The following is a 26,702-nucleotide window of genomic DNA, read 5'->3' as shown; positions in this document are numbered from 1 at the left end:
AAGTCGCCTGAGCGAGGCCGCATATGAGCGCGGCCGGAGGCTCCGCCGGGCGTCGGGAGACGGAAATGCCGCACGAAGTCCGCCATGAGCCGGCCATTGCCGTGCTCCTGCCTTGTTACAATGAGGAACTGACCATCGCCGAGGTGGTGCGGCGCTTTCGCGAGACGCTGCCGTCGGCCGAGATCTATGTCTATGACAACAATTCCAGGGATTTGACCGCGCTCAAGGCGCGCGCAGCGGGCGCCATCGTCGTCCGCGAGCCGCGCCAGGGCAAGGGCAATGTCGTGCGGCGCATGTTCGCCGACATCGATGCGGACATCTATCTGATGGCCGATGGCGACGGCACCTATGCGCCGGAAGATGCCTCGCTGCTGATCAACATCCTGCAGACCGAGCGCTGCGACATGGTGGTAGGCACCAGGCGCGGCGTCACCGACGATGCCGGCCGTTCCGGCCATGCCTTCGGCAACCGCATCTTCAATAGCCTCTACAAGCGGCTGTTCGGCGCCGACTTCACCGACATCTTCTCCGGCTACCGCGTCTTCTCGAGGCGTTTCGTCAAGAGCTTTCCCGCGGTTTCCGGCGGCTTCGAGATCGAGACCGAAATGTCGGTGCATGCCTCGCAGCTCAAACTGCCGGTGAGCGAGATCGCGCTCGATTATGGCCGCCGGCCTGAGGGATCGTCGTCGAAGCTGTCGACCTATCGCGACGGCGCCAGGATCCTGTGGATGTTCGCCATGCTGATGAAGGAAACGCAGCCGCTGCGCTTCTTCGGCGCCTTCGCGATTTTCTTCCTGGCGTCGAGCCTTGCCCTGATGACGCCGGTGCTGATCGAATTCGCCCAGACCGGCCTCGTGCCGCGCATGCCGACCTGGGTGCTGTCGGTCGGCCTGCTGCTGCTCTCGATGCTTGCGATGGTGACCGGATTGATCCTCGATTCGGTATCGCGCGGACGCGCCGAGCAGAAGCGCATTTTTTATCTCTCGGTGCCGTCAGGCCGGGTCGAACGGCGCGAACGCACTGATGAAATCCCGAAGGCCGAACCGGGCAAGACGCCCCGGGCCGCCTGAGGCCGTGAGCCGGCTCGCCCGCTTCGTCCTGGCAGGCGGCGTTGGTTTCGTCGCCGATGCCGCGGCGCTCTGGCTGCTCTTGGCGGTGACGCCGCTCGGTCCCTTCGTCGCCCGTGTCCTGTCGATCGGCTTTGCGCTGTGCGTCACCTGGCAGATCAACCGGCACCTGACCTTTTCGCCGTCGAGCCGCGGCCTGGCGCAGGAGGGCGCGCGCTATGGCGGCGTCGGCATCGCCACCAGCATCGTCAACTATCTCGTCTACTGCGCCATCCTGTTTGCGCTGCCGGCGCTGCCGCCGCTGGCCGCACTTGCCGTCGCCTCGCCGGTCGCCATGGCGCTGTCGTTCCTCGGTTACTCCCGGCTGGTCTTCGACCGTTAAAGGTCTGGGCCAAGCAAGCGCGATTGGCAGAAGCCGCCAAGTTCCGTATATCGGCGACAGAGCCTGCTGGAGACCGGAAGATGCCCCTGAAGATCGCCGTCCAGATGGACCATGTCTCCACCGTCTCGATCGCAGGCGACACGTCGTTTGCGCTGTCGCTGGAGGCGCAGCGGCGCGGCCACCAACTGTTCCACTATACGCCCGACCGGCTGTCGATGCTGGGCGGCAAGGTGTTTGCCCGCATCGAAGAGATGAAGCTCCGCGACGAGAAGGGCAATCATTATACGCTGGGCGACAAAGTGCGCACCGACCTGTCGGAGATGGATGTGATCCTGCTGCGCCAGGACCCGCCCTTCGACATGAACTATATCACCACCACACACATCCTCGAGCGTATCCATCCCAAGACACTGGTCGTCAACGACCCGGCCTGGGTGCGCAACAGCCCGGAAAAGATCTTCGTCACCGAATTCCCCGATCTGATGCCCGAAACGCTGATCACCAAGGATCCCCAGGAGGTCGCGGCCTTCCGCAAGGAATTCGGCGACATCATCGTCAAGCCGCTCTACGGCAATGGCGGCGCCGGCATCTTCCATCTCAAGGAGGACGACCGCAACCTCGCCTCGCTGCTCGAAATGTTCGCCCAGCTGTCGCGCGAGCCGTACATCGTGCAGCGCTATCTGAAGGATGTGCGCAAGGGCGACAAGCGCATCATCCTGATCGACGGCGAGGCCGCCGGCGCCATCAACCGCATTCCGTCCGAGCACGATTCGCGCTCCAACATGCATGTCGGCGGCCGCGCCGAAAAGACCGAGCTGACGCAACGCGAACGCGAAATCTGCGCCCGCATCGGCCCATCGCTGAAAGAGCGCGGCTTCATCCTGGTCGGCATCGACGTGATCGGCGACTACATGACCGAGATCAACGTGACCTCGCCAACCGGCGTGCGCGAAGTGCAGCGCTTTGGTGGCGCGGATATCGCCAGCCTGTTCTGGGACGCGGTGGAGGAAAAGCGGCGGAATTCGACCGCGTAGTGTGCGTTGCTACGGAGGACTTTGGTGGGTCCAGAGAAGCATCGAAAGATGCTCTTTATCGGGTAAGACTGCCGAGCAAGCGGCTCATCAGATCAAACTATGTCCCGGAAGCGCCGAGGCCTCAGTTTCGGAGGAAGGAGACCGATAAGTCTGGTCTGCAATTTTAGCTGTGGTGTTGCCCAGTCTTTCAGCAGAAAACCCGCATCGGCGTTCTTTTCCAGCAATGCAAAAGCCGCAGACAGTCCGATCAGGTCGACCAAGGTCCTACGCATTGAGTGGCGGGAGATTAAATGCTCCAGTCCCGGCGCCACTTCGCACCAACGATTGGCCAGTGCCCGCCGTATCGCTATTTCAGTATCAGGCGACATCCTGCCGAGGCCGACTCCGGTACCCAGGATGCGCCCGTCCGCCCAGCCATTGCCGCCGTGAAGCCGATAACTGCCAAGAGCCCGCCCAATCCTCACGGTTCCGCCGATCATATGGGCGGCACGAGCCATATAACCATCGGCACATATCTTTATTTCGTCCGGATCGGATGGACGCATGATTTCAAGCGGAGCTCGACGAAACATCATCCCCGATGTGGTTGACCAAAACCAACCCACGGTGCCCCGATCAATAAATAATAATGTCGGGTCAGCTTCGGTGTCGACATGCAGGTAGCCGCTCATTTTCGGCATCGATCGCGGGTCGTTCAGGTGGAATACGGGATGACCGCCCGCAAGCAGTTTGCCGGCCGTATCTATCACCACCTCATCGGAGCTCGACATCGCCGCGATACGGGTGTGGCTGAGATGCGCTCTCACATGGCATTCTATGAAGTCAGGGTGCCAAGCATCGTCACCGTCAAGAAAGGAGATCAGGGGTCCGGCCGTCGCGTCAAGCCCGGTCATCATTGTTGCCAACTGCCCGCCATTTTGCAGTCGGGGCAGAAGGCGGAAACGACTGTCGCCAAGCTGAGACAGACACTCTTCAATCCTTCGGCGGGAAGCGTCGGTCGAAAAATCATCGACCACCACGCACTCGAACGCAGTGTATGTCTGCGCCGCTACGGATCGGATCGCAGTGTCGATGAATGCCTCTTGATTGAAACAGCCTACGCAAACGGATACGGTTGGTAGCGCGATGTGAGAACCAGCCCCGCTTGGGACGATGTTTTCTTTCAAGAGGCGCTTCTCCGTACACCAGATTTGATCGCCTGAGATATTCCGTCGATCAACTGGCGATGTTTCTTTGCCAAATTTCTCTCTGTCGAAGCGAGTTTTGCCCCGCACTCAAGATCGCAATTGCCGCATGTTGACCCTACAGCACGGGTATCGCCCTCCTACCAAATTCGAGATTGTCAGAGCCATGCTGCGTCATGGCCACAAAGTCAGAAAGGGGCACCCTTCCGCGAAGTCGCAACCTGCTCTTCAGGCCAGTTTGCTGTCTGACGATCCGTTCATATCCTATTCGGGAATGTCCGGTACGCCGCTCGGATTAGCAAGTCATATGCCTTTCCTTCCACGCGGCCACCGCGCCTGGTTTCTCATCTCGCCAACCTGGTCCATCGAAAACAGTGCTAGCGTCAAAACCATCCGGACCTATGCCGTTCTGCATAGACTCAAGAACCCCCGTCACTCGCTAATCTTCCTATCCAACACTCAGGCCGAGGCTGATCTGTTGAATCAGTCCGGCGAGGCCGCCGTCCTGCACAACAAGACGTCAACAACCTCCGAACACATATTCAGGCCTCTCGATGACGTCCCTGTAGAATTTGATGCAATCTACAATGCGCAGCTGGCTCCGTGGAAGCGCCATGACTTGTCGCTTGGCATCCAGCGTTGCGCATTTGTCTTCTATCGAGATTCAAGCGGATCCTCCACGACGGAGTCGGAAAGAGCGCGAATAAATCGGCATAGGGAGCTCGCGCCGCATCACGTCTTTATCAACGAGTTTGACGGCACCGGCAAGCCTGTCCGATTGGCACCGGCTCAGGTGAACACGCATCTAAATCGTGCAGCCGTGGGAATCTGTCTCTCTCACCTGGAAGGACCAATGTTCGCCAGCACGGAATATCTTCTCGCGGGCCTTCCAGTGGTCACGACGCCGAACCATGGCGGCCGAGACCTTTATCTGGATGACGACTATTCGCTCACAGTTCCACCCGATCCTCGATCCATCGCGGAGGCTGTCTTAGCGCTGAAGGAGCGACGAATTCCCCGGGATTACATTCGTTCGCAAACTTTGAAACGAATCGAACGAGACCGCGGGCGGTTCATAGACCTTGTAAACGAGATTTTTCTGGAGAGCGGCTCTTCGCGCCGGATCGCCCTGCCTTGGCCTTTCAGATATCCTGTCATGGAGTGGCTTCCACCGCAGGTCGCGATCGATCGATCGCTTTCAGGTTCGGTCGATGCCTTCATCACCGCTTAGAAGCAACACCCTCAGATCGCCGAAGGGCCTAGTCGCCCTTGTTAAACGCGGTCGAGGAGGCGGAGCAGCCGTTCCATTTTGCTTGACCATCTTCCTTTTTTGCAACCGGCACAGCGCGCTGCAGCCACCACGAATGCATGTTCCTGTAATGTTCTTGCCTTGGCCTGAAATCTATGGTTGTCTTGTCCTGACGTCGCTCGCGGTCTGAACCACAAGGCCGAGGCGAGCCGATATCCGGGGGCAGAGCAAGATGGTGGCGCGGGTTCGCACGGTTGCTTTCCAGGGCATCGAGGCCGTACCGGTCGATGTCCAGGTGATGATCGCGCCGGGCAAGGTCGGCATGCAGATCGTCGGGCTGGCCGACAAGGCGGTGGCCGAAAGCCGCGAGCGCGTGCAGGCGGCACTGCATGCGTCGGGGCTGTCGATGCCGTCGAAGAAGGTGACGGTCAACCTGGCGCCTGCCGATCTTCCCAAGGAAGGGAGCCATTACGACCTGCCGATCGCGCTCGGCCTGATGGCTGCACTCGGCGCCATTCCGGGCGACATGCTGGCCTCCTATGTCGTGCTCGGAGAATTGTCGCTCGACGGCACCATTGCCACGGTCGCCGGCGCGCTGCCGGCGGCGATCGGCGCCAATGCCGAGGGAAAGGGCCTGATCTGCCCGTTCGGCTGCGGGCCCGAAGCGGCCTGGGCGGGCAAGGATTTCGACATATTGGCGCCGCGCAGCCTGATTGCCATCGCCAATCATTTTCGCGGCACGCAGGTGCTGTCGCGGCCCGAGCCCGGCATCCATGTCTCGGCCCGCGACCTGCCCGACCTTTCAGACATCAAGGGCCAGGAAAGCGCCAAGCGGGCGCTGGAAGTGGCGGCGGCCGGCGGCCACAATCTGTTCGTGTTGTGGACGAAAGACCCCCACTTCGGACCGTGGTCTCGCTTACCGTTCAGTTGACAGGCGAGGGGTGCAAAATGCATCCCATAAGGATTGCATCCCTATCATGGTCAAAACTCATCAAGGTGGCTGGCGTCGCCGGGACGAGGGCTCGTAGGGATTTCTGTCGCTGCCTTTGTGGCCATGAAATTGGTGATGCGGGCTTCTTCAGCTTCCACTGCTGACGTCTCCTCAGCTTCCTTAAGCTCAAGCTCGTGGACGTCCACAAAGTCTCTCAGCTCCATCCACACTTCCGAAAGCCGCCTGCCAAAGTACTTCTCAAGGGCCAAGGCAGCGACTTGGGGGTTATCTGCCATCTTGGTTGAGAACATCTTCGCCATGCCATCAGCATATCGTTGAGCTAATTCCTCCTGCCACACAGAGGCCCTATCCTCATCCATAACATCATACCCACCCTTCGACGCCTTACTGGCACCGAACCAAGACTTGCTGTAGGCAAGGGCTTCATCACCAAGCTGCTTCATGACCGACCGCATGTTGGCGACCTGTCGTTCCGATACTCCCGCCGCTCTGGCGATCTGCGGCTTGGTATACAGCCCTACGAGAACGAGCTTCCAAGCCCGGTTTTGACGCTCTCGGCTGTCCATAGGGAGCTTAGCTGCTGAGTTGGCCGCGCTCGCTGCCAGAACGGCCTCGCTAGGCGACCCCTCAAAGTAGCTTATCGGCACCTCTCGGTCTGGCCTAAGGCGCCCGTAGGCTTCTACGCGGTGATGGCCGTCGATAAGAATGGTCCGCTTCCCGACTACGATCACGGTCAACGGATCAAGGTCCCCCACGCTCTTGATGGCCTTAGTCAGGTCGCCGATATGCTTCTCGCTGACGCCATCTCGGGGCTGGAACAACTCAGGCATGAGCGTGATCGCACTGACGTCCAGCGTCTCGGGCCGCTCCAGGTCAAACTTGACCCCATCATCACGCCATCGCTGCAGGATAGCCTCCTGCTGCTTCCACTCGGTTTCCAGCTCCTCGATCATCCGGTGCGTGGGGTCCGTCTGCGGCAATGGCCGCCCTCCGGCTGTCATCTCTGTGTCCTTTCGGGATTTCTTCAGTGGCGGATAACTTGAAGCCCAGATATTGGGCCGGTAGGGGTCGCGCCTTCTTACCTTGGCTGTTCTGGCAGATCGTGTCCCCGATGTTCGACCAGCAACTCGCAGGCTTGCCCTAGCGCCTCACCAACGTGCCTTAGGACACGGCCACGGGACCTTGGGTAGACGTGGAGTTCCTTGGCGTTCGCCCCCTCGCCCCACCTCTTATGCGTCCCTGAGGCCATCTTGTGGATCAGCTTCGCCGCCTGCACCTGCTTGAACTCGGCCTTGCGCTCGGCCTGCGGATCATCGCGAATGATCATCTCGATTGCGAGCCATGCCGCCACCACCCGGCGAGGGTCCACTGCAGCCTTCCGCAGCCTCGCCCAGGCAGCCTTTGCTCGATCATGGGGCGACAGCCCGCGAAGCCTGAACGCCTCCACATGCGGTCCTGAGGTCTGCAGCAAGGTGGCCACACGGTCGACCGCATTACCGACATAAGTGTCACCCTCTCGAGCCTCCAGCCATGCCAGAGCAACGTCCCTGTATGGGGCGACCTCTCGTGCCCTGTAGGAGCGCCTGTAGGGGCTCCCGTGGCGGGCGTAGTGATCTGCGTGGGCTCGACAGAACCGTGTGTCTAACCCGTCCTCCGTGCCCGCTCTCGCAGGCCTGCTGCATCCGACCACGCGACAGCGACTGAACATATGGCTCGGCTCCTGAGCCCGGCCCTTCACCTCCGCCTTGCGTTCGCGCCTCGCCGTCCAATTCGTCAAATGCCCATCTTCCCCGAAGTAGCCACCCCGCATCCCGGGGGAGGCAACCATCTATCAGCGGCCTGAGATGAGCGACAGAGCCAAATGCGCACACCCTAAACTACGAAGGGAGGAAGGGTCGGTCGGTCCGATGTCCGCTCCCGTGCCTCAAGGCTGCTGATGCACGGCAGTGATGTATGGTAGAGGCGTAGTCGTGGGTATCTGGGGGCGGGGTATGCAGGGTTACAAAATTAGCAAGGGCGGCACGATAACTGGCCGCGACGGAAGCGTCATATTCTTTGACTACGATCGCTTCTCCAAGGACATCTATCATTCAGGACATTGTTTCGTTTGCGGCAAATCACCAAAAAACGGGTTCAACCGGGAGCACGTATTTCCTGACTGGCTCCTCAGGCATTGCGGTCTATATGACCAAGAAATAACGCTACCAAACTTAGTTAAGACACGGTACAGCACATATCGAATACGATGCTGCACACAGTGCAATTCTCGATTAGGTGTCGAGTTCGAGGAGCCAGTTCGAGACATTATTGCGGGAGGCTTTGACCGGGTTCTCGAATATGTTCATGCGGAAGGGCCGCAACTTCTACAACTATGGATGGCGCTGATTTTCCTCAAGGTCCACCTTAAGGACCGGAGTATGATAATTAACAAAGACGCAAGGTCGGATCGGACAACAATCGGAGAAATGTACGATTTAGACGCGCTGCATCATGTCCACGCACTTGCTCGCGCTCGGCTATTCGGAATTGAAATCGACCCCCACGTCTTCGGGACATTTATCTTGGCGCAAGCCAGCCGGTTACACTGCCCAACGACCTTCAATTATGCGGATAATTACCTTGGTCGTTCTATAATGATCCGTGTCAAGGATGTTGTCATGTATAACGTCATTGACGATTGCGGGATCGCGCAGTCAATGCTGGTAAATCAACTGGACAATCTTCCTCAAAGCATGAATGATATTCAGATGTTAGAGCTGTTGGTGCGCTTGACATCCGCAAGTATGCACATTTCATCTCAGCCTCTCTTCCGAACGGCTATTGATATTGCAACTGGAAAGGCGGCTATCCAAGTGGAGCGCCCGGAGCCCGTGGTGCAGGAACTCGATAGAGAACTCCTCGGCAGTCTCATGGAGGGCACGATGTCTCAGTTTGAGCCCGAGCTGATGCGCGAAGGGAAAGTTGCCGAATTGCAAAGCGGGCTCGCAACCACACTGTGGGATGCAGACTTCAAGCCGATAACGCAACCCACATCCAGTGTTCCTCCCCGATGGTAAGGCCCCAGGTGGGGCGAAGGCAGGATGAACGGACGGCGCGCCCGGCGCTCCGCAACTATGCCCCGCACATTTCGTCAAGCAACTTGTAGACCGCGCCGAACGCAGGGAACGTCAAGTCCTTCGGGTTCCTCCTCAGCCATTCGACCGTGGCCTCGTAGAGTGTGTCCGAGGCCACGTGGGCGTTCAGAACGCAAGTTCGGATCTGCATGAATTTTGGATCATCTTTGTCGAGAACCCCTGTGCGAACCTCGACAACGCCCAAGACGTAGCCTTCCCCAAAGGAGCGAGTTTGCTGGAGCAGTTCTGCCCCGCTCATTGCATGTGCCGGAAGAGCGGCGATGATAAGCGCGGCGGTTGCGATTGCGATACGCATCAGGTTCCCCCTTGAGCTGGCGATCCAGCGTAACCTCGGTTCTGCGCGTTGGCGACCTGCAAAGAGCGGGTGCGCTTAACGCGGCCCTGTGAAGTCTTCCGCGAGCCGCTCATCAACCCGCGCTCCAGCGTCCGCTCCGCCCTGGATGGCGGTCCACTTCCCGCCACTGGGGGTAGGGCTGACGCGTCGCGGGCAGCAGCGTCACACCCGGATCACCCAACCGGCTGCCGTTCGGCCTCCTTGACCCGCTTGGCGAGCTTGGCGACAGTGGCGCGGGAGCAATCCATGTCGTCAACGATCTGGTTCCAACTCTGCCCAGCGCGTAGCATGGTCATGATTGTCCTGTTCCGCTTCTCATCCTCAGGACGCCCCTTGAACCGACCCAGCGCCTTTCCCTTGGCGACGCCTTGCGCCTGTCGTCTCCTGCGGTCCTCGTAGTCCTTCCGAGAGATGGCAGCGAGCATCTCCAGCATCATTCCGTTGATCGCATCAGCCATCCGTCGCGTGAACTCGTCCCCGTCTCTGACAAACTGCCACGACGTCGGAAGATCGAGCGCCACCACTCGCACCTGCTTCGCCTTCAAGTCCGTCTGGAGCTTTGCCCAATCTTCTTCGTTGAGGCGGCTGAGCCGGTCCACTTGCTCGACAAGGATAACGTCCTTTGGATGGCAGTCCCGGACCAGCCGCTCCAGTTCGGGCCGCTTCAGCTTCGCACCGCTCTCGTTCTCGACATAGAACGATGCAATGACGAGCCCGCGCTCAGTCGCAAACCGCTCCAGCTCCGCCCGTGCCCGTTCCGCGTCCTGTTCCTTGGTCGATGCCCGAAGATATGCGCGGATGAACATGGTCGAAACTTTCCTTGGTTCACTTTGGTTGGTTTCGTCTAACAGGTACAGTTTGGTTGGTCAACTATCTTGTTTCGGAGGCCGCACAGCTGGTATCGCTACAGCACACCTGAGCGAACTACCCAGCGCTAACTCTAAGGCTTGCCTTTCCGATCCGGGGTGAGCGGCGACCGGCACAACAAAGCAATGGTGATTTAGCCCGCGAAGCGGCAGCCGCATGGATAGACGGCGACCGGGCACGGGGGAACTCCGCGCGAGCCAGTTATCCAATCCCCCCGCTCGCATTTTTGTACCGTATATTCCCAACCCCTAATGGTCGGCCTATATGATCCCCTCATGGCAACTCTGCGGTACGACGTAAGGCGGGAACAGGATGGGACCTTGACGGTGTTCGACGTGTTCACCGGGCAGCCGGCTGTTGTTGCGGGCCACCCATCTGTCGACCTTCCTGATACGGAGTACGCCAAGGAGCTGGCGGACATCCTGAATGCCAACGACCTGAAGCAGAGGCTGTCCCACGGGAGGTTCCCAGGAGGGTTCGCCTGATAGCACTCAGGTGCCGCGCTGGGCCCTCAAATCATCGCTGGCTCTCAGCGAAAAAAGCTCTTGACAATGCATCTAAGTGGACGTTGTTAACCTATTCGTCGCCGGCTGAGGGTATAGGCGCTGGCGAGTGGGAAGGGTCTTCAACCTCCTGCCCCTCACGAGGGTTATGACGATGGGCAGCCAATCGGTGTTGTCGGTTGTCGTTCTGGAAGACGAGCCGCTAGTTGCGCTCGCCGTTGAAGACACATTGTGTGGTGCCGGCTTCAATGTCTTGGCAGTCCTGCCATCTTGCTCGGGGGCTCTTCGGTGGCTGCAATCGAACTCCCCCGATGTAGCCGTCCTTGATATCGAGCTGAATGATGGAAGCTGCGAGGCCGTGGCTAGGCTCCTTCATGAGCGAAACATCCCGTTTGTTGTCCATTCGGGAAGCACGTTCGATCCTCGCTACTGCGACCCGATCTTTCAAAAGGGAACGTGGGTGTCGAAGCCTGCTGGGGACGATGATGTGGCTAATGCAGTGGCCGCTTGTGTCGGAAGACGGTCCGCCGCATGACGTTTATGGCGCTTCATTGGTTCACCCCAGCAGTCCCCATTAGGGAACCCCTAGGTCTCCGCTACAACGTCTCCTCGGTCGAGGCAGCCGGCGCGCAGCTCCTAAGGTTCACCAAGAGGGGCGCTCATTGGCGACGTGCGGTCCAGGTTTGCGTGGCCTTCAGGAAGCATAGGGCGTCAGCTCAAGAGGTCCAAAGGCTCTTCTGGCTGGCTGCCAAGGAGGAGGGGGTCCTACTCCCCGATTAACAAATGTTAAGTCAACGGGAACAATTCGCCGCCTTGTGCATTGCTGGCCGTCAGTGTTCGACAAACAGGTCGGCCCATGTCATCCATCGTCGTCCTGCTTGTTGAGGATGAGAGTATGATCCTCATAGATGTTGAGCACTCCCTGACTGACGCTGGTTTCGAGGTGGTCTCAGCGACGAAAGGGGCAGATGCAATACGGGCCTTCAACGACGACCCTGAGCGCATTGAGGCCCTAGTCACAGACATAAGACTGGGCGCGGGACCTACTGGTTGGGACGTCGCCCGGCACACTCGGAGCGTCAATCCCGACCTACCTATCATCTACGTGAGCGGCGATGGCGCGGACGATTGGCCCTCGCTCGGGGTGCCCAACAGCATCATGATCACCAAGCCGTTCGTAATGCCACAGATCATTACGGGGCTGGCAACACTGCTCAATCAGGGTGGTCCTGGGATGTAGCCCTCTGGTCGGTCATACGAGTCCCGTCATCCAACTGTCACGCACTGGTCCTATGCATCCACAAATCTGGATGGGTGGATAGATGGACAAAACAGAAGCTCTGCTCGCGCTTGCGGCCCTTAGCCAAGATACACGGTTAGAGGCCTTCCGGCTGCTCGTGCAAGCAGGACCCCAAGGTGTTCCAGCCGGCGAGATCGCTTCGCAACTCGGGACGGTGCAGAACACCATGTCAGCACATCTGAAGGTCCTCGACCGCGCCGGGTTGGTTCGTGCCGAACGCGACGGGCGGATCATCCGGTATCTCGTCGACATGAACGCCTTTCGCGATCTGCTGGCTTACCTGATGGAAGACTGCCCCGAGCTTTGCCAGCCAGTCATCCAAGCGGCGACATGCAAATGCTAACGACCTCAATCTCACCGGAGCCTTGCCACCATGTCCGCTGACCTTCCGCGACGGCTCGCTGCCGAAGCACTCGGAACTGCCATGCTGGTCGCGGCTGTGATCGGGTCCGGCATCATGGCTGAACGGCTCACCCATGACGTGGCGCTTGCCCTACTCTGCAACACCCTGCCGACCGGCTCGATACTGGTCGTGTTGATCACCACACTCGGCCCGATTTCCGGGGCGCACTTCAACCCAGCGGTCACGCTCGTGTTCGGCTTGCGGCACCAGATCAGCCGCGACGTCGCTCTTACCTACGTGGCAGCCCAGCTCACTGGAGGCATTCTCGGCACGCTGGTGGCTCATGCCATGTTCGACATGCCGCTCTTCAGCCTCTCGGCCACGGTGCGCTCGGGGTCTGGCCTGTGGATCGCCGAGGCCGTCGCGACCTTCGGGCTCGTCTTCACCATCCTCGCGGGCCTCCGCTTCCGAGCGGATGCCATCCCGTGGCTGGTTGGGCTCTACATCGTCGCCGCCTACTGGTTCACGGCCTCGACATCGTTCGCGAACCCAGCAGTGGCCGTGGCCCGTGCCCTCTCAAATACCTTCGCGGGCATTCGACCGCTCGACGTCCCCGCCTTCATCGCAGCTCAGCTCGCCGGCGCTCTGGTCGCTATCGCGCTCGCTGGCTGGCTACTCGCGGAACCCCAAGCCCTCACGAAAGTGGAACCTGCCGAATGACAATCACGATCTATCACAACCCCGAGTGCGGCACCTCGCGGAATACGCTGGCCATGATCAGGCAGAGCGGCGAAGAGCCCGAGATCATCGAATACCTCAAGACGCCCCCCTCGCGTGCCAAGCTGGTTGAACTGATCGCAGCCATGGGTATCACTCCGCGTGCCCTGCTTCGGGAGAAGGGAACGCCCTATTGGGAGCTTGGGCTCGCTGACCCGAAGTGGTCGGACGACGATCTGATCGACGCCATGCTCATGCATCCGATCCTGATCAACCGCCCAATCGTAGTGACGCCGCTGGGCGTGGTATTGGCCCGACCCTCCGAGGCAGTACTGCCGATCCTGCCCAATCCCGACATCGGCCCCTTCACCAAGGAGGATGGCGAGGTGGTGATTGACGCGAGCGGCAAGCTGGTCGTTTGACCATATTTCGATCATTGTCGAAATAGGTGTTGACCTGCGGGAAAAATGGGTGCACCCTATTTCCATGAACCTCGAACAAGCCGCAAAACAACTCGAAGCCATCGGCAACCCGACACGGCTCAAGCTCTATCGGACACTGGTCAGAGCCGGCGAAGCAGGCAGGCCAGTTGGGCACTTGCAGGACAGTCTTGGCATCGCGGCCTCGACGCTGTCCCATCACCTCCATCGCCTCATTCTTACTGGCCTCGTGACACAGGAAAGGCAGGCAACGACACTGATCTGTCGGGCCAACTATCCCATCATGAGGGACCTGATCGGCTTCCTGGCTGACGAGTGCTGCGCCGACGCCGCCTGCATCGGTGTCGAGACAGAGGCGGCGGCATAGCTTCTTTTTTGTCTCATATTTCGATGATCCCAGAAGGATAGAACAATGTCGAAGAATGATCCGAACACTCTCCCCGTCGCCGTTATCGGGGCAGGGCCGGTCGGCTTGGCGGCTGCAGTCCAGCTCATTCAAAGGGGGGTCCCTGTGAAGGTCTACGAGGCTGGCGCTGGCATCGCCACCAATCTCAGGGACTGGGGCCATGTCCGGGTGTTCACCCCTTGGCGCTACTGTGTCGACCAGACGGCCCGAAGGCTTCTTGAGCGCGCTGGCTGGACGATGCCGGAGCCGGAAGCATTCCCTACCGCTGATGAACTGGTTGGGCTCTACCTCGAGCCGCTCGCAAAGCTTCCTGAACTCTCGTCGTCCATCGAAACTGGCGCGAGGGTGGTTGGGGTCTCCCGCTGGGGTGCAGATAAGGTCGTAAGCAAGGATCGACAGGTGCGGCCCTTCATGCTGGTGGTTGAGACAGCCGGCGGGGTGAGGCGTGACAGAGCGCGGGCCGTTATTGATGCGTCAGGTACTTGGCAGACGCCAAATCCACTCGGGGCCGGTGGGATCGCGGCGGAGGGTGAGACGGAGTTTGCCGACAGGATCGCCTACGGTATTCCCGACATTCTCGGCCACGACCGCAGCCTCTATGCCGGCCGCACCACGCTTGTTGCCGGTTCAGGCCATTCGGCGGCCAACGCCTTACTCGACCTCGACAGGCTGGCTTCGGTGGAGCCCGGAACCACTTTCCTCTGGACGACACGCGGCACTGATCTGGTTCGTATCTTCGGCGGCGGGGATGCTGACCAACTGCCCGCCCGTGGCGAGCTAGGCGCTGACGTTCGTGAGCTGGTGGAAAGTGGCCGTGCAAGGTTGGTGCCGGGCTTCGCGGCGGTAGCCATCCGCTCCTCTGATGGCATCCTGACGGTGGAGGGCCACACGAAAGATGGATTGCATGAGATCGGTCCTGTCGACCGGATCATCGCAGCGACAGGACAACGCCCCGATCTCTCAATGACCCGCGAGCTTAGGCTGGACCTCGACCCATGGCTTGAGAGCGTCAAGGCGTTAGGGCCTCTAATCGATCCCAACGAGCATTCTTGCGGTGACGTCCCGCCCCACGGGCATCGCGAACTCAGCCACCCGGAACCAGACTTCTACACGGTCGGAATCAAGAGCTATGGTCGCGCTCCGACCTTCCTGCTGCTGACCGGCTATGAACAGGTTCGCTCGGTTGCAGCAGCGCTCGCCGGGGACGTCGCAGCAGCCGACGCCGTACAACTCGTGCTGCCTGAGACCGGCGTCTGTACCGTTCCGGCATCAGCGGCAGGCTCGGCCTCCAAGGGGTGTTGTGGTGGCCCAGCCGCTGTCGCGGTGGATGCCTGCTGCGTCGCCGACGCCGTAGCGAAAGCCGCTGGCAAGGGCGGTTGCGGTTGCAAAGTAGCCGCATGATCGTGTCGCCAACCATGACTGAGCGCGGTCGCCGAACCGTAATCACTGTGCTTGGACTGACCCAAATCATGGCGTGGGGGTCCTCATACTATCTGCCGGCGGTCATTGCGCCTGCGGTCGCCGCCGATACCGGCTGGCCTCTGCCATGGGTCGTCGGTGGCTTGTCGCTCGGATTGCTCATTGCTGGGGTGATTTCGCCGCACGTCGGCGCCTCCATCGAACGGCATGGGGGCCGTAACGTGCTGGCGTTCAGCGCGGCTTGCATCGGCCTCGGACAGATCGGCCTCGCCGTCGCCCCGAACCTTGCCCTGTATATCGCGGCATGGCTGGTGATCGGGCTTGGGATGGGAGCCGGGCTATACGACGCTGCCTTTGCGACGCTTGGGCGGCTGTATGGCCATAGCGCACGCTCCGCCATCACCACACTTTCGTTGTTCGGCGGCTTCGCCAGCACGGTCTGCTGGCCTCTTTCGGCCTTCCTGATGGGCGAGATTGGTTGGCGGGGCACCTGCTTGGTCTACGCCGCTGTGCAGCTCCTGATCGCGCTGCCGCTCTACATCTTCATGCTGCCGCGTGGGATACCGCTTGAGAGCCATCAAGGTCAGCCTGCGGCCGCTCAGGGGTCGATGCCCCTGCAACCGCCGTCAACACCGGTCATGATCGTCCTGGCTGCTACACTGACGCTGGCAGCGGTCATCTCCTCGACAGTGTCGGTTCATCTTCTGACCATCCTGCAGGCCAGTGGTCTGACGCTTGCGGCTGCGGTCGGATTTGGGGCAATGGTCGGTCCCTCACAGGTGTCAGCGCGCACCGTCGAGATGATGATCGCTCGTTTCCATCATCCGATCTGGACGAAACTGGCATCGGTGACCTTCGTCGCGGTCGGCATTGCAGCGCTTTGGGTCGGGATGCCGGTTGTTGCCGTCGCACTGGCCTTCTATGGAGGCGGCATCGGCCTTGAGACCATTGCGCGAGGCACGCTGCCCCTCGCCCTGTTCGGCCCCACCGGCTACGCAAAGCTAATGGGGCGTCTGGCCATGCCGAGCTTGATCGCCCAAGCAGCCGCTCCATCAATCGGGGCATTGCTGCTGGAACGCGGAGGCGCCCACGGAACGCTTGCCGTTCTCTTGATTTTGGCGCTGCTGAACGTCGCGCTGGCCGGCGGTTTGGGCTGGATGATCTTCCGCCACCGAGCCCTGCAGCTTCGATTGCAGTAGCTCGGGGTCTGCCTCAGGCTTCCTCCCTCAAGATCGCCATTCGCATCGCCCGCGTTGCCTCCTCGAGCCTCCCCTCGGGTCCCCCATAGGTTTCCCCGTCGCCACCCAGCGTGTGACCCAGAATGAGGTTTTGCTTGTCCCTGTCGACATCGCCCCGGCGCAGCGTGTCCTTCATGTTATGCCGCAGCGAATGCACCACCTTCTTGCGGTCATCAGTCACGATGCGCACATGCTTCATTAGAGCCGCCGACGCGCTTGTGTTGCCACCCGCCCGTCCGTATCGGGGGAATAGCATCGGCCCGTCACTAAGCCCCACGGCTGCCTTATACCGAACCCGGCAGCGACCCCCGCGATGACCTGTGCTGCACCTGTCAAGAGGGCACCCTCGGCGTGGGCATTGTGGCCGAGCAGCAAGACCCCGGCACTCACGAGAAGCATGATTGCGATGATCTTGTACAGGGTCTCAGACCGAAGCCGGGTCGCCCATCCAGCCCCAAGCCACGCGCCTATCAAGCTACCAGCGAGCAAGTTAGCGATGACGGGCCAATGCGACGCCAATTCTCCGAACGGCACCGTTTGAGCCCTGAAGGGCAACGCCGTCGCCACCACGATTAGGCTCATCGCCTGTTGAGGATCACGGCCTCCAATGCCCCGAAGTTGAACAGGCCAATCAGCAGTGGCAGGCGGAACTCAGCGCCACCAAGACCTACGAGCCCGCCCAGCGCCCCGATGACCAAACCCCCGCCGAACGCGAGGGGCTTGCTGGGTGAAGTCTGGGCGACAGCCATGGGCTCTTCGGTCAAGGCGTTGTACTCCGTGGGAAACAACGCTGTAGGCCATCTTTGCCGGAGCCGCTAGGTCAGCCATGTCGTGCACGTCGTCGCCAACGAAGAGTGTCGTCGGTTCAGTGATCGTCCTTCGGCCACGCATACATGATACTCGACACTTCGCCGGGCGCGTGTTTCCAGTGGAACAACAGGAACCCTGTCGACCAGTCCACTTCGACCTTGGTGAACAACTGCCGCAGGGTCGCATTTATCGCCGCAACGTCTCGCGAACCCTCCCCCTCAGCGGCATCCACAAGCTCACTGATCGTCGCTTGCACGCGGTTTGTCAGCGTGTCCGCTATCCGCCGCTCAAGGTCAGCCTTGTTGCGCCTTATGTCTTCCCGCGCTGCCTCGTTCTGCCAGAGTCGGTCGAGTAGTGCCGAGGAGTGTCCACCCCGCTCGATGGCCTTAACCACGTTCTCGATCTCGTCGCTCACTGCCATCTCAGCAGTGTTCGCCCGATCCCATTCCCCCTGTAGCGCCTCGTCGGTCGAGGGGAGAAGCTCGTACAGGACCGCCGCCTTCTCCATTATGGCCTCCTCGACATCGTTAAGGCGGACTTGTCGATACTCACAACCTGTCCCAGCAGCACGCCGCGCCTTCGCTTTCGCCACGGTGCAGACCAGATAGGGCCGGCCTCCCTTGGGTCCGCTGCCCTTGTTAACTCGGGTCATCGTCGCCCCACACTTCGGGCACTTGGCGAGCCCCGCAAGGATGTTTGCCATCCCCGCCTTGCTGCTTCCCCTCACAGCCCGCCTGTTGGTCATGGCGTCAACCCTGTCGAACATCTCGCGGTCGATGACGGCTGGGAAATACCCCTCGACAGTGTCCGTCGGAATACGCCGCCTCTTTCCCCCCGTCACCTCGATGCGATGTGGTGTAAAGGTTCCAACTACGGACGGGTCTGCCAGCATCTTCGCGATGTAGGTGCGGTGCCACATGTCGGCGGGCTTCGGCTTCAATCCGGCCTTTCGTTCTGCCGGGGTCCGCCGCTTGGTCCCAAACGGGGCAACACCTTCACGGTTCAGGGTCTCGGCAATCGTGTGCTGCCCCTTCCCCGCCAACGTCATGTCGAACACTCGGCTGACCACAGCGGCTCGCTCGGGAATCTCGTCGAACCCCGTGCGGTCGTCCCTGAGGCGTAGCCAGCCAGGGCACAATGCCGACAGTGGTTTCGCTGCCGCGTTCTTGCGCTTGTTCCCCCATGCTTCCCGCAGTCGCCGTGCCTTCGTGGCGCTCTCCTCGTTCGCCCGCGCGAAGTACATGATCGAGGCGAACAGCATCATCGTATCTTGGTTGAGAGTTTCCTTGGTGTACGTCCTGTTGTCGGAGAGCGTTACGACATTGACCCCGGCGTCTACGATGTCTTCAAGCGTCCGCAGCGCCTTGCGGGGCGTCTCCCGAGACACGCGGTCGAGGTTCTCTACAAGAAGATACGACCCCTGCTCTACATCCCCGGATTTGACGTACGAGAGAAACTCACCAAGCATGCCATCTGCCATGTTGCCGCCCCGGAAGGCCGACTTTCCGAGGTCGTGGAAGGTGAACTTGGTGTCCATGTCCAAGCCGTGCAGTGCCGCGTATTTCTCAGCCGCCTCAGTCTGGCGTCGGAAGCTGTCGCCCTTGGCTTGTTCTGGCGTGGAGAAGCGAACATAGGAGTACGCTTTTGTCAGGTTGGTAGGGGTGTGTTTCGTCATGATCTGGGCCTTACATGGGTGAGGGTCTTCTGTCCATATCATGTTGATGGTCGGGCCTCCCGGCTCGGGAAAATCGATGCTGGCGCAGAGGCTGCCTTCAATTCTGCCGCCACTGGCGCCCAAGGAACTTCTTGAAGTCTCGATGATCGCCTCGGTGGCCGGCGAGCTCGGTGAAGGCAAGCTCACCGACCGGCGGCCGTTCCGCGCCCCGCACCATTCGGCTTCGATGGCGGCAATGGTCGGCGGCGGCATCAGGGCGCGGCCGGGCGAAGTATCGCTTGCCCATAACGGCGTGCTGTTCCTCGACGAGTTTCCCGAATTCACGCCGCAGACCTTGGATGCGCTGCGCCAGCCACTGGAGACCGGCGACTGCATGATCGCGCGCGCCAACCACCGCGTCACCTATCCAGCGCGCATCCAGCTGGTGGCGGCGATGAACCCGTGCCGTTGCGGCATGGCCGGCGAGCCCGGCTATCGCTGCCTGCGCGGTGAGCGCTGCCGCACCGACTACCAGGCGCGCATTTCCGGCCCGCTGCTCGACCGCATCGATCTCAGGATCGAGGTGCCTGCGGTTTCGGCCGCCGATCTGATCCGGCCGGATCGGGCGGAGAAAAGTGCCGCCGTTGCGCAGCGCGTCGCGCGCGCCCGCACCATCCAGCGCGAACGGTTCGAGCGGCTGGGCGTTACCAGCGCCACCACCAACGCGCATTGCTCGCCTTCTGTTATCGAGGACATCGCGATGCCGGATGCCGCCGGCCTGTCTCTGTTGAAGGACGCCAGCGAAAAGCTCGGCTTTTCCGCGCGCGCCTATCATCGGGTGCTGAAAGTGGCGCGCACGCTGGCCGATCTCGAAGCGAGAGAAACCGTCGGCCGCATTCACCTGGCCGAGGCGATTTCCTACCGCATGATGTCGGAGCGGGTGGCGCAGGCGGCGTAACGCTCCTCCTTGAGGGGAAGGTGGCCCCGAAGCGGCAGGGTGGGGGTCGCCGAAGAATGGTCGATCTTTTTGGAGCCGAGCCGAGAAAGGGCCTCTGCAATGACATTGCTTGTAGTGTCGTCCGAAGGGAGTCGCCGCACTTCACGCAGGACCCCACCCGGCCCTTCGGGCCACCCTCCCCTCAAGGGGGAGGGAAATGCAGGCGCTAATTCGCCCGCTCTTTCGCCTTCAGCTCCAGCCGCCGTGCGTGCAGCACCGGTTCCGTATAGCCATTCGGCTGTTCGCGGCCTCTAAACACCAGGTCGCAGGCGGCGTGGAAGGCGATGGAATTGTCGAAATCGGTGGCCATCGGGCGGTAGAGCGGGTCGCCGACATTTTGGAGGTCGACGATCGCTGCCATGCGCCGCAGCGAATCCATCACCTGGATCTGCGAGCACACCTTGTGGTGCAGCCAGTTGGCGATGTGCTGCGAGGAGATGCGCAGCGTGGCGCGGTCTTCCATCAGGCCGACATCGTTGATGTCGGGCACTTTCGAGCAGCCGACGCCCTGGTCGATCCAGCGCACGACATAGCCAAGAATACCTTGCGCATTGTTGTCGAGTTCGCGCTGGATCTCGTCGGGGGTCCAGTTCGGCCGCACCGCCACCGGCACCGACAATATATCATCGAGCTTCGCCTTCGGCCGGCTCTTGAGCGCCGCCTGGACGGCATGGACATCGACCTTGTGATAGTGCGTGGCGTGCAACGTCGCCGCCGTCGGCGACGGCACCCAGGCGGTGCTGGCGCCGGCCTTGGGATGCGCGATCTTCTGTTCCAGCATCGCCGCCATCAGATCGGGCATCGCCCACATGCCCTTGCCGATCTGGGCATGACCGGCGAGCCCGCATTCGAGCCCGATATCGACATTCCACGCCTCATAGGCGGAGATCCAGGCGGCCTGCTTCATGTCGCCCTTGCGGATCATCGGCCCGGCTTCCATCGAGGTGTGGATCTCGTCGCCGGTGCGGTCGAGGAAGCCGGTGTTGATGAACACGACGCGTTCCTTGGCGGCGCGGATCGCCTCCTTGAGGTTGACGGTGGTGCGCCGCTCCTCGTCCATGATGCCCATCTTGATGGTGTTTGCCGCCATACCGAGCAGCGCTTCGACGCGGTCGAAAATCTCGACTGCGAAGGCGACTTCCTCCGGCCCATGCATCTTCGGCTTCACCACATACATCGAGCCCGCGCGGGAATTCATCCGACGCCCGTTGGCGCCGACATCGTGCAGCGCGATCAGCGCCGTCATCGCCGCATCCAAGATGCCTTCCGGCACCTCGTTGCCATCGCGGTCGAGGATGGCCGGATTGGTCATGAGGTGACCGACGTCTCGCACCAGCATCAGCGAGCGGCCAGGCAAGCTCAGCGCGCCACCACTGGGCGCGGTCCAGGCGCGGTCCGGATTGAGCTTGCGCGTGAAGGTTTTGCCGCCCTTGCTGATTTCCTCCGCCAGATCGCCCTTCATCAGGCCGAGCCAGTTGCGGTAGACGATGACCTTGTCCTCGGCATCCACCGCCGCGACCGAATCCTCGCAGTCCTGAATGGTGGTCAGCGCCGATTCCAGGATCACGTCGGCAATGCCGGCCGGGTCGGTGCGGCCGATCTGGTTGGTGCGGTCGATGAGGATCTCGATGTGCAGGCCGTTCTGGACCAGCAGGATGGCTTCCGGGTTGGCGCCGTCGCCGCGGTAGCCGGCAAATTGTTTCGGGTTGGCCAGTGTGGTGCCGCCGGCGCCGGCGCCGAGCCGCAAGGTGCCACCCGAAACCGTCAGCCCGTTCACGCCGGCCCATTTGCCCGAGGTGAGCGGCACGGACTCGTCCAGAAAACTCTTCGCCCAGGCAACCACCTTGGCGCCGCGCACGGGGTTGAAGCTTTTTCCCTTCTCGGCGCCACCGGTCTCGGCAATGGCGTCGGTGCCGTAGAGCGCATCGTAGAGCGAGCCCCAGCGGGCATTGGCGGCGTTGATCGCATAACGCGCATTCATCACCGGCACCACCAGCTGCGGCCCGGCAACGGTGGCGATCTCGGGGTCGACATTGTCGGTCGACACGGAAAAGGCCGGCCCTTCGGGCACGAGATAGCCGATCTCACGCAAGAAGCTTTTGTAGGTCTCCATATCGATGGGCGCGCCATTGGCGCGGTGCCAGGCGTCGATCTGTTCTTGCATGGCGTCGCGTTTGGCCAACAGCGCCCGGTTCTTCGGCGCGAGATCATGGACGATGGACGAAAAGCCGTTCCAGAAGGCGTCGGCGGCAATACCGGTACCCGGCAGCGCTTCGCCGACAAAGTCATGCAGTTCGCGGGCAATCCGCAATCCGGCGATCTCGACGCGATCGGTCATCAGGGCTTCTCCAGATGAAAGGCTTTGCGGCCTTTGGCATGTCAGGGGTGAAGGGTCAATTCAGCTTAGGGTGAAGGCGGGGATTTTGAAGCTGCTGATCTCCCCCCAAGGGGACCCCAAGGGGGGAGATTACCTAAACCGCAATCCTCGGCCGACCCGATGCAACCGCCACCACATGCGCTTCGATAAACATCCGTTGGGCCTCAACGGTAGACACCTTGAACTCGGTCGAAACGTCGATCTCGGCATTATCCGTGCCGGCATCCTTCGCCCGCTCGGCTACGATCGCCCGCACATCAGCCTCCGCTGCCGCGATCGCCTTGGCCTCGTCCGTGAAGTCGCGCACCGTTTGCCCCGACGCGACCCGGAACAAACCTTCCTTGGGCTGGCTGACGCGGGCTTCGGCCGAGACGCGGACCTGGCCGACGACGGCGCCGAGCGCGTTGGCGACGTCGGTATCCTCCGGCACCACGCACTCATTACCGACCAGCTCGGCCAAGCCGGCATAGTGCAGCGGCGCCGAGGCGCCGAGGCCAATGACCGGACGATCGAGCGCGACGCTGAGCCTTGCGATGCCGGGATGGGAATCGACGGCGCGCTGCACCAGCGCATGCGCGACGGTGGCGGCGCCATCCAGCCCGTCTTCGGCAAAGGCGGTCTCCAGAATGTATTCGGCCGACCAGCGCGTCAGCGTCAGCAGCACCCGTTCGGAAATCACCTCCGGAGACGGCGCGATGTACTGGCCTCGCCCATCACGCTTGCGGGCAAACAGTTCGGCGCCGAGCCGGGCCGCAAGCGGGTCCCAGTTGGCCTGCTTGCCGAGCACATGGGCGGCGTCCGAGGGGGTGAAGCCCGAGATATGCACAAGACCGCGCGAGACCAGCCGGTTCAGCGTGGCGTTCTGGGCGTTCGAGGTGAGCAGCCTGTCGATGGCGAGCGGCACCGCACCAATCAGTTCATACAGTTTCGCCTCGGGCGCGGTCAGGCCGGCGGCGAGCCTGTCCGGCACGCCGGTGCGCAACGCAAAGCGGCCGTCCATGCGGCCGGGGTTGGGCGCCCTGAGCTGGCGCTCGAGCTCCGATGTCACGGAAACACCATGCATCATGCCGGCCAGCGCCAGCGGCACCAGGCGGCGCGGCCCGAGCAGGATTTTCGGGTTGAGCGCGCCATCTTCCAGTGCCACCTCGGAATCGCCGCCGAGGCCGAAAGTGCGCATGGCGACCGCCTCGACCATGGTGCGGAAGCCGCCGACAGTGGCGCCTTCGGGATCGAGCCGAGGACGGCCGCCGTCGAGCACGGCGACATCGGTGGTGGTGCCGCCAATGTCGGACACCATGGCGTTGTCCAGGCCCGTCATGTGGCGGGCGCCGACCAGGCTGGCGGCCGGGCCGGACAGGATGGTCTCGATCGGCCGCTGGCGGGCAAACGCCGCCGAAACCAGCGCGCCATCGCCGCGCACCACCATCAGGGGGGCTACGATGTTGCGGGCCTCCAAAAATCCTTCGGTTGCCGCCACCAGCCGGTCGATCATCGAGATCAGCCTGGCGTTGAGCAAGGTGGTGAGCGCGCGACGCGGACCGCCGAGCTTGGCCGACAATTCATGGCTGGCGGTCACCGGCAGGCCGGTCTTTTCGCGGATGAGGTCGCGCGCGGCGAGTTCATGCGCCGGGTTGCGGGTGGCGAAATAGGCGCACACGGCAAAGCCCGACACCGAGGCGCCGAGTTCAGGGAGTGCTGCTTCCAGCCCCGACAGATCGAGCTTGGCCGCATTGCCGTGCACGTCATGGCCGCCCGGACAAAACACCACCGGATCGGTGCCGAGCGCCGTCTTCAGCCCGTCGCGCGCAAGGTCGGCCCCGGTAAAGCCGATCATGATGAGCGCCACACGCCCACCCTGGCCCTCGACCAGCGCATTGGTGGCGAGCGTCGTCGACATCGACACGAGTTTGATCGCGGCCGGATCGGTGGCCGATTTTCCCAGCACCGCATCGACCGCGCCGGAAATGCCGACGGCAAGATCGTGCCGCGTGGTCAGCGCCTTGGCCTTGGCCAGCACCTTGCCTTTTGGCCCGCCTTGTTCCGACCACAGCACGGCATCGGTATAGGTGCCACCGGTGTCGATACCGAGAAACAGGGGTTTTGGCTTGGCGGTCATGTCTGGCGGTCCGGGATTCTGCTCCCCCGCCCTTAGCCGATACGGCCCGGCTGATAAAGGCGGGAGAGGTGGGCCAGTTTGACCCTCGTCGCCGCTCATGCCCGCCAAACTTTGTAACGGTCACATTTTTTCATTGGTGCGTGGCCTGCCTTTGCGTGCACCATGCGCCGATCTCATCCCTTTCAGGACTTCGCCATGACCACGCTCCCCGGCATCGCCGACATCCATGCCGCCGCCGCGCGCCTCTCCGGCCTGATCGCCGAAACGACCTTGATCGAATCGCTGGAACTCAACAAACGCTTCGGCGGCCGCATCCTGTTCAAGCCGGAGACGCTGCAGCGCACCGGCTCGTTCAAGTTCCGCGGCGCCTACAACAAACTGTCTTCGCTGAGCGAAGAAGAGCGCAGCCGCGGCGTCGTCGCCTTCTCCTCAGGCAACCATGCTCAGGGCGTCGCCGCGGCGGCTGCCATGTTCGGCGTCAAGGCGGTCATTGCCATGCCGGCCGACGCGCCGGCGATGAAGATCGCCAATGTCCGCAAGATGGGCGCCGAAGTGGTGCCGTTCGACCGCTTTCGCGACGACCGCATGACGGTGGTGCGACCCTACATGGACAAGGGCATGGTGCTGGTGCCTCCTTTCGACGATCCGGCCATCATCGCCGGCCAGGGCACGATCGGTCTCGAACTGACGCGCCAGGCAAAAGCGCTCGGCGTCAGCCTCGATGCGGTCGTCATTCCCTGTGGCGGCGGCGGCCTGACGAGCGGCATTTCGATCGCCGTCAAGGATGCCTCGCCGGCCACAGCAGTCTGGGCCGTTGAGCCCGAGCATTTCGACGACACCCGCCGCTCGCTGATCGAAGGAAAAAGGGTTTCCAACGAGCCCGGCCACAGTTCGATCTGCGATGCCATCCTCACCGCAGAGCCCGGTGCCATCACCTTCGAGATCAACCGCAAGAACCTCGCCGGCGCCATCGCCGTCTCCGACAAGGCGGCCGCACAGGCGGTGCGCGACGCCATGGCCCATCTCAAGCTGGTGGTCGAACCCGGCGGCTGCGTGGCGCTGGCGGCGCTCTCGTCAGGCGAGATCGAACTGTCGGGCAAATGCGTCGCCGTCGTGCTGTCAGGCGGCAATGTCGATTTCACCACCTATGCCGAGATCATGGCCGCGGCCTGAGAACCGATATGGCAGACGCTGAGATAAGGGCGGCTCTCGATCGCCATTGGGCTGCCTCCGATGCCAATGATCTCGAGACGGAGCATCAGATCTATCGCGAGGACGCGGTGCTCGATTATCCGCAATCAGGCGAGCGCATCAGCGGACGGCACAACATCCAGTCGTCGCGCGCCACGCAGCCCAACCGGAAGCGCTTTGCCGTGCGGCGGATCACCGGGTCAGGCGACCTCTGGATCACCGAATATGTCCTGACCTATGACGGGATTCCGTCCTATACGGTGAGCATCATGGAGTTCGTCGATGGCAAAGTGGTTCGCGAGACCCAGTATTTCGGCGATCCGTTCGAGCCGGGGCAGTCGCGCGCGCAATGGGTCGAACGGATACCTTGAAACACGGCGGCGGTAGCATGACCGGCCACCATCCGCTCGATCGTGCCGAACTGCCTGATGATACGGCCGATCTCGCCCGCTATCTCATCGGCAAGCTCGTGGTGCGGGAGCTGCCGGAAGGCATCGTCAGCGGCCGTATCGTCGAGACCGAGGCCTATGTCACCGGCGACGCCGCCGGTCACGGCTATCGCGGGATGACGCCGCGCAACCGTTCGATGTTCCTCGGGCCCGGACACGCCTACGTCTATCTCGCCTATGGGGTCTCCTGGATGCTCAATGTCTCGAGCGAGGGGCCGGGCACCGGCACCGGCGTGCTGATCCGGGCGCTGGAGCCGCTCGAAGGCATCGCCATCATGCGGCTGAACCGGGGCGTGGAGCGCCTGCGCGACCTGGCGCGCGGGCCGGGGCGGCTCGCACAGGCATTGCGGATCGACCGTTCGCTGGACGGCCTCGATCTGTGCCGCCAAGGCCCGCTATGGCTGGCAGCCGACGAGCATCAGGCCAGCGACATCGGCCAAGGCATCCGCATCGGCATCACGAAGGATGCGGACCGCCCGCTGCGGTTCTATGTCAGGGGCAGTCCGTTCGTCAGCGGTCCGCGATCGCTCAATTCCTGA

General features: G+C 61.9%; 25 protein-coding genes and 3 pseudogenes. 18 read left to right on the top strand and 10 right to left on the bottom strand.

All coding sequences use genetic code 11. The annotated features are described in order from the left end of the window. Positions 1-65: 65 nt before the first annotated feature. The 3 genes from NKH54_RS21090 (at position 66) to gshB (ending at position 2,483) form a co-directional block, all read left to right on the top strand. The gene (locus tag NKH54_RS21090; protein ID WP_352985011.1) at positions 66-1,070 is read left to right on the top strand and encodes a glycosyltransferase; all 1,005 of its coding nucleotides are present in this window, start codon (positions 66-68) and stop codon (positions 1,068-1,070) included. Between the two features lie 4 nt (positions 1,071-1,074). Then, positions 1,075-1,449: a GtrA family protein gene (locus tag NKH54_RS21085; RefSeq protein ID WP_352985012.1), complete on the top strand. Its 375-nt coding sequence runs from the start codon at positions 1,075-1,077 to the stop codon at positions 1,447-1,449. 80 nt (positions 1,450-1,529) lie between these two features. Next, complete coding sequence (gene gshB, locus NKH54_RS21080; protein WP_353028817.1) at positions 1,530-2,483, top strand: glutathione synthase; 954 nt, start codon at positions 1,530-1,532, stop codon at positions 2,481-2,483. A gap of 92 nt (positions 2,484-2,575) precedes the next feature. Here gshB and NKH54_RS21075 read toward each other — a convergent pair whose 3' ends face one another. Then, a complete protein-coding gene (locus NKH54_RS21075) occupies positions 2,576-3,649 on the bottom strand; it encodes a glycosyltransferase family 2 protein (protein WP_023819273.1) in 1,074 nt (357 codons plus the stop codon). 184 nt (positions 3,650-3,833) lie between these two features. On the opposite strand from NKH54_RS21075, the gene NKH54_RS21070 reads away from it, so the two are divergent. Together NKH54_RS21070 and NKH54_RS21065 are read left to right on the top strand one after the other, a co-directional pair. Beyond that, positions 3,834-4,898, top strand: a complete 1,065-nt coding sequence (locus tag NKH54_RS21070; RefSeq protein WP_155924238.1) for a glycosyltransferase — start codon at positions 3,834-3,836, stop codon at positions 4,896-4,898. A 250-nt stretch (positions 4,899-5,148) separates the two neighbouring features. Next, a pseudogene (locus NKH54_RS21065) lies at positions 5,149-5,796 on the top strand (magnesium chelatase domain-containing protein); the annotation flags it as partial. A gap of 101 nt (positions 5,797-5,897) precedes the next feature. Here NKH54_RS21065 and NKH54_RS21060 read toward each other — a convergent pair. After that, positions 5,898-6,848, bottom strand: a complete 951-nt coding sequence (locus NKH54_RS21060) for a ParB N-terminal domain-containing protein (RefSeq protein ID WP_352498487.1) — start codon at positions 6,846-6,848, stop codon at positions 5,898-5,900. A gap of 98 nt (positions 6,849-6,946) precedes the next feature. Then, positions 6,947-7,237 carry a hypothetical protein gene (locus NKH54_RS21055; RefSeq protein ID WP_353028816.1) on the bottom strand — a complete coding sequence of 97 codons (291 nt, stop codon included), beginning with the start codon at positions 7,235-7,237 and terminating at the stop codon, positions 6,947-6,949. Positions 7,238-7,859: 622 nt separating this feature from the next. Here NKH54_RS21055 and NKH54_RS21050 point away from each other — a divergent pair. After that, a complete protein-coding gene (locus NKH54_RS21050) occupies positions 7,860-8,924 on the top strand; it encodes a hypothetical protein (RefSeq protein ID WP_352498488.1) in 1,065 nt (354 codons plus the stop codon). Positions 8,925-8,979: 55 nt separating this feature from the next. Here the strand turns inward: NKH54_RS21050 and NKH54_RS21045 are convergent, their stop codons facing one another. Together NKH54_RS21045 and NKH54_RS21040 are read right to left on the bottom strand one after the other, a co-directional pair. Then, the gene (locus tag NKH54_RS21045; RefSeq protein WP_352498489.1) at positions 8,980-9,297 is read right to left on the bottom strand and encodes a Rap1a family protein; all 318 of its coding nucleotides are present in this window, start codon (positions 9,295-9,297) and stop codon (positions 8,980-8,982) included. Positions 9,298-9,509: 212 nt separating this feature from the next. Next, positions 9,510-10,142, bottom strand: a complete 633-nt coding sequence (locus NKH54_RS21040; protein WP_352498490.1) for a recombinase family protein — start codon at positions 10,140-10,142, stop codon at positions 9,510-9,512. A gap of 381 nt (positions 10,143-10,523) precedes the next feature. On the opposite strand from NKH54_RS21040, the gene NKH54_RS21035 reads away from it, so the two are divergent. The 8 genes from NKH54_RS21035 (at position 10,524) to NKH54_RS21000 (ending at position 16,530) form a co-directional block, all read left to right on the top strand. After that, a complete protein-coding gene (locus NKH54_RS21035) occupies positions 10,524-10,688 on the top strand; it encodes a hypothetical protein (protein ID WP_352498552.1) in 165 nt (54 codons plus the stop codon). An 874-nt stretch (positions 10,689-11,562) separates the two neighbouring features. Further along, entirely contained in the window at positions 11,563-11,946 is a 384-nt protein-coding gene (locus tag NKH54_RS21030; protein ID WP_352498491.1) for a response regulator, read from the top strand. An 82-nt stretch (positions 11,947-12,028) separates the two neighbouring features. After that, positions 12,029-12,349, top strand: a complete 321-nt coding sequence (locus tag NKH54_RS21025) for an ArsR/SmtB family transcription factor (RefSeq protein WP_353028815.1) — start codon at positions 12,029-12,031, stop codon at positions 12,347-12,349. Between the two features lie 30 nt (positions 12,350-12,379). After that, the gene (locus NKH54_RS21020; RefSeq protein ID WP_352498493.1) at positions 12,380-13,069 is read left to right on the top strand and encodes an aquaporin; all 690 of its coding nucleotides are present in this window, start codon (positions 12,380-12,382) and stop codon (positions 13,067-13,069) included. Then, the gene (gene arsC, locus NKH54_RS21015; RefSeq protein ID WP_352498494.1) at positions 13,066-13,488 is read left to right on the top strand and encodes an arsenate reductase (glutaredoxin); all 423 of its coding nucleotides are present in this window, start codon (positions 13,066-13,068) and stop codon (positions 13,486-13,488) included. The genes NKH54_RS21020 and arsC overlap by 4 nt, the downstream gene beginning before the upstream one ends. A gap of 64 nt (positions 13,489-13,552) precedes the next feature. Next, complete coding sequence (locus NKH54_RS21010; protein ID WP_023804550.1) at positions 13,553-13,873, top strand: ArsR/SmtB family transcription factor; 321 nt, start codon at positions 13,553-13,555, stop codon at positions 13,871-13,873. Between the two features lie 45 nt (positions 13,874-13,918). Further along, entirely contained in the window at positions 13,919-15,313 is a 1,395-nt protein-coding gene (locus NKH54_RS21005; protein ID WP_353028814.1) for an NAD(P)-binding protein, read from the top strand. Further along, complete coding sequence (locus NKH54_RS21000; protein WP_352498496.1) at positions 15,310-16,530, top strand: MFS transporter; 1,221 nt, start codon at positions 15,310-15,312, stop codon at positions 16,528-16,530. The genes NKH54_RS21005 and NKH54_RS21000 overlap by 4 nt, the downstream gene beginning before the upstream one ends. A gap of 13 nt (positions 16,531-16,543) precedes the next feature. Here NKH54_RS21000 and NKH54_RS20995 read toward each other — a convergent pair whose 3' ends face one another. The 3 genes and pseudogenes from NKH54_RS20995 to NKH54_RS20985 all read right to left on the bottom strand — a co-directional run bounded on the left by NKH54_RS20995 (position 16,544) and on the right by NKH54_RS20985 (position 19,054). After that, positions 16,544-16,768: a site-specific integrase gene (locus NKH54_RS20995; protein ID WP_352498553.1), complete on the bottom strand. Its 225-nt coding sequence runs from the start codon at positions 16,766-16,768 to the stop codon at positions 16,544-16,546. A 92-nt stretch (positions 16,769-16,860) separates the two neighbouring features. Continuing rightward, positions 16,861-17,318, bottom strand: a pseudogene (locus NKH54_RS20990) (TSUP family transporter); the annotation flags it as partial. Positions 17,319-17,434: 116 nt separating this feature from the next. After that, positions 17,435-19,054, bottom strand: a complete 1,620-nt coding sequence (locus NKH54_RS20985) for a recombinase family protein (protein WP_352498497.1) — start codon at positions 19,052-19,054, stop codon at positions 17,435-17,437. 34 nt (positions 19,055-19,088) lie between these two features. On the opposite strand from NKH54_RS20985, the pseudogene NKH54_RS20980 reads away from it, so the two are divergent. Further along, positions 19,089-19,991: pseudogene (locus NKH54_RS20980) on the top strand (YifB family Mg chelatase-like AAA ATPase); the annotation flags it as partial. Between the two features lie 205 nt (positions 19,992-20,196). Here NKH54_RS20980 and NKH54_RS20975 read toward each other — a convergent pair. Further along, complete coding sequence (locus NKH54_RS20975; RefSeq protein ID WP_352595214.1) at positions 20,197-22,368, bottom strand: malate synthase G; 2,172 nt, start codon at positions 22,366-22,368, stop codon at positions 20,197-20,199. Between the two features lie 133 nt (positions 22,369-22,501). Next, positions 22,502-24,523 (bottom strand): hydantoinase/oxoprolinase N-terminal domain-containing protein, encoded by a 2,022-nt coding sequence (locus NKH54_RS20970; RefSeq protein ID WP_352595217.1) that lies wholly within the window; start codon positions 24,521-24,523, stop codon positions 22,502-22,504. Between the two features lie 195 nt (positions 24,524-24,718). On the opposite strand from NKH54_RS20970, the gene NKH54_RS20965 reads away from it, so the two are divergent. Genes NKH54_RS20965 through NKH54_RS20955 form a run of 3 tightly spaced genes read left to right on the top strand, consistent with a single transcriptional unit; the run spans position 24,719 to position 26,702 of the window. Continuing rightward, a complete protein-coding gene (locus NKH54_RS20965) occupies positions 24,719-25,696 on the top strand; it encodes a threonine ammonia-lyase (RefSeq protein ID WP_023748246.1) in 978 nt (325 codons plus the stop codon). 8 nt (positions 25,697-25,704) lie between these two features. Next, a complete protein-coding gene (locus NKH54_RS20960) occupies positions 25,705-26,085 on the top strand; it encodes a nuclear transport factor 2 family protein (protein WP_023681284.1) in 381 nt (126 codons plus the stop codon). A 17-nt stretch (positions 26,086-26,102) separates the two neighbouring features. Continuing rightward, positions 26,103-26,702 (top strand): DNA-3-methyladenine glycosylase, encoded by a 600-nt coding sequence (locus NKH54_RS20955; protein ID WP_353028813.1) that lies wholly within the window; start codon positions 26,103-26,105, stop codon positions 26,700-26,702.

The organism is Mesorhizobium sp. M1004 (assembly GCF_040318795.1).
Lineage (GTDB): Bacteria > Pseudomonadota > Alphaproteobacteria > Rhizobiales > Rhizobiaceae > Mesorhizobium.
The sequence above is the reverse complement of the archived record's forward strand: the minus strand, read 5'-3'. Positions and strand labels throughout refer to the sequence as shown.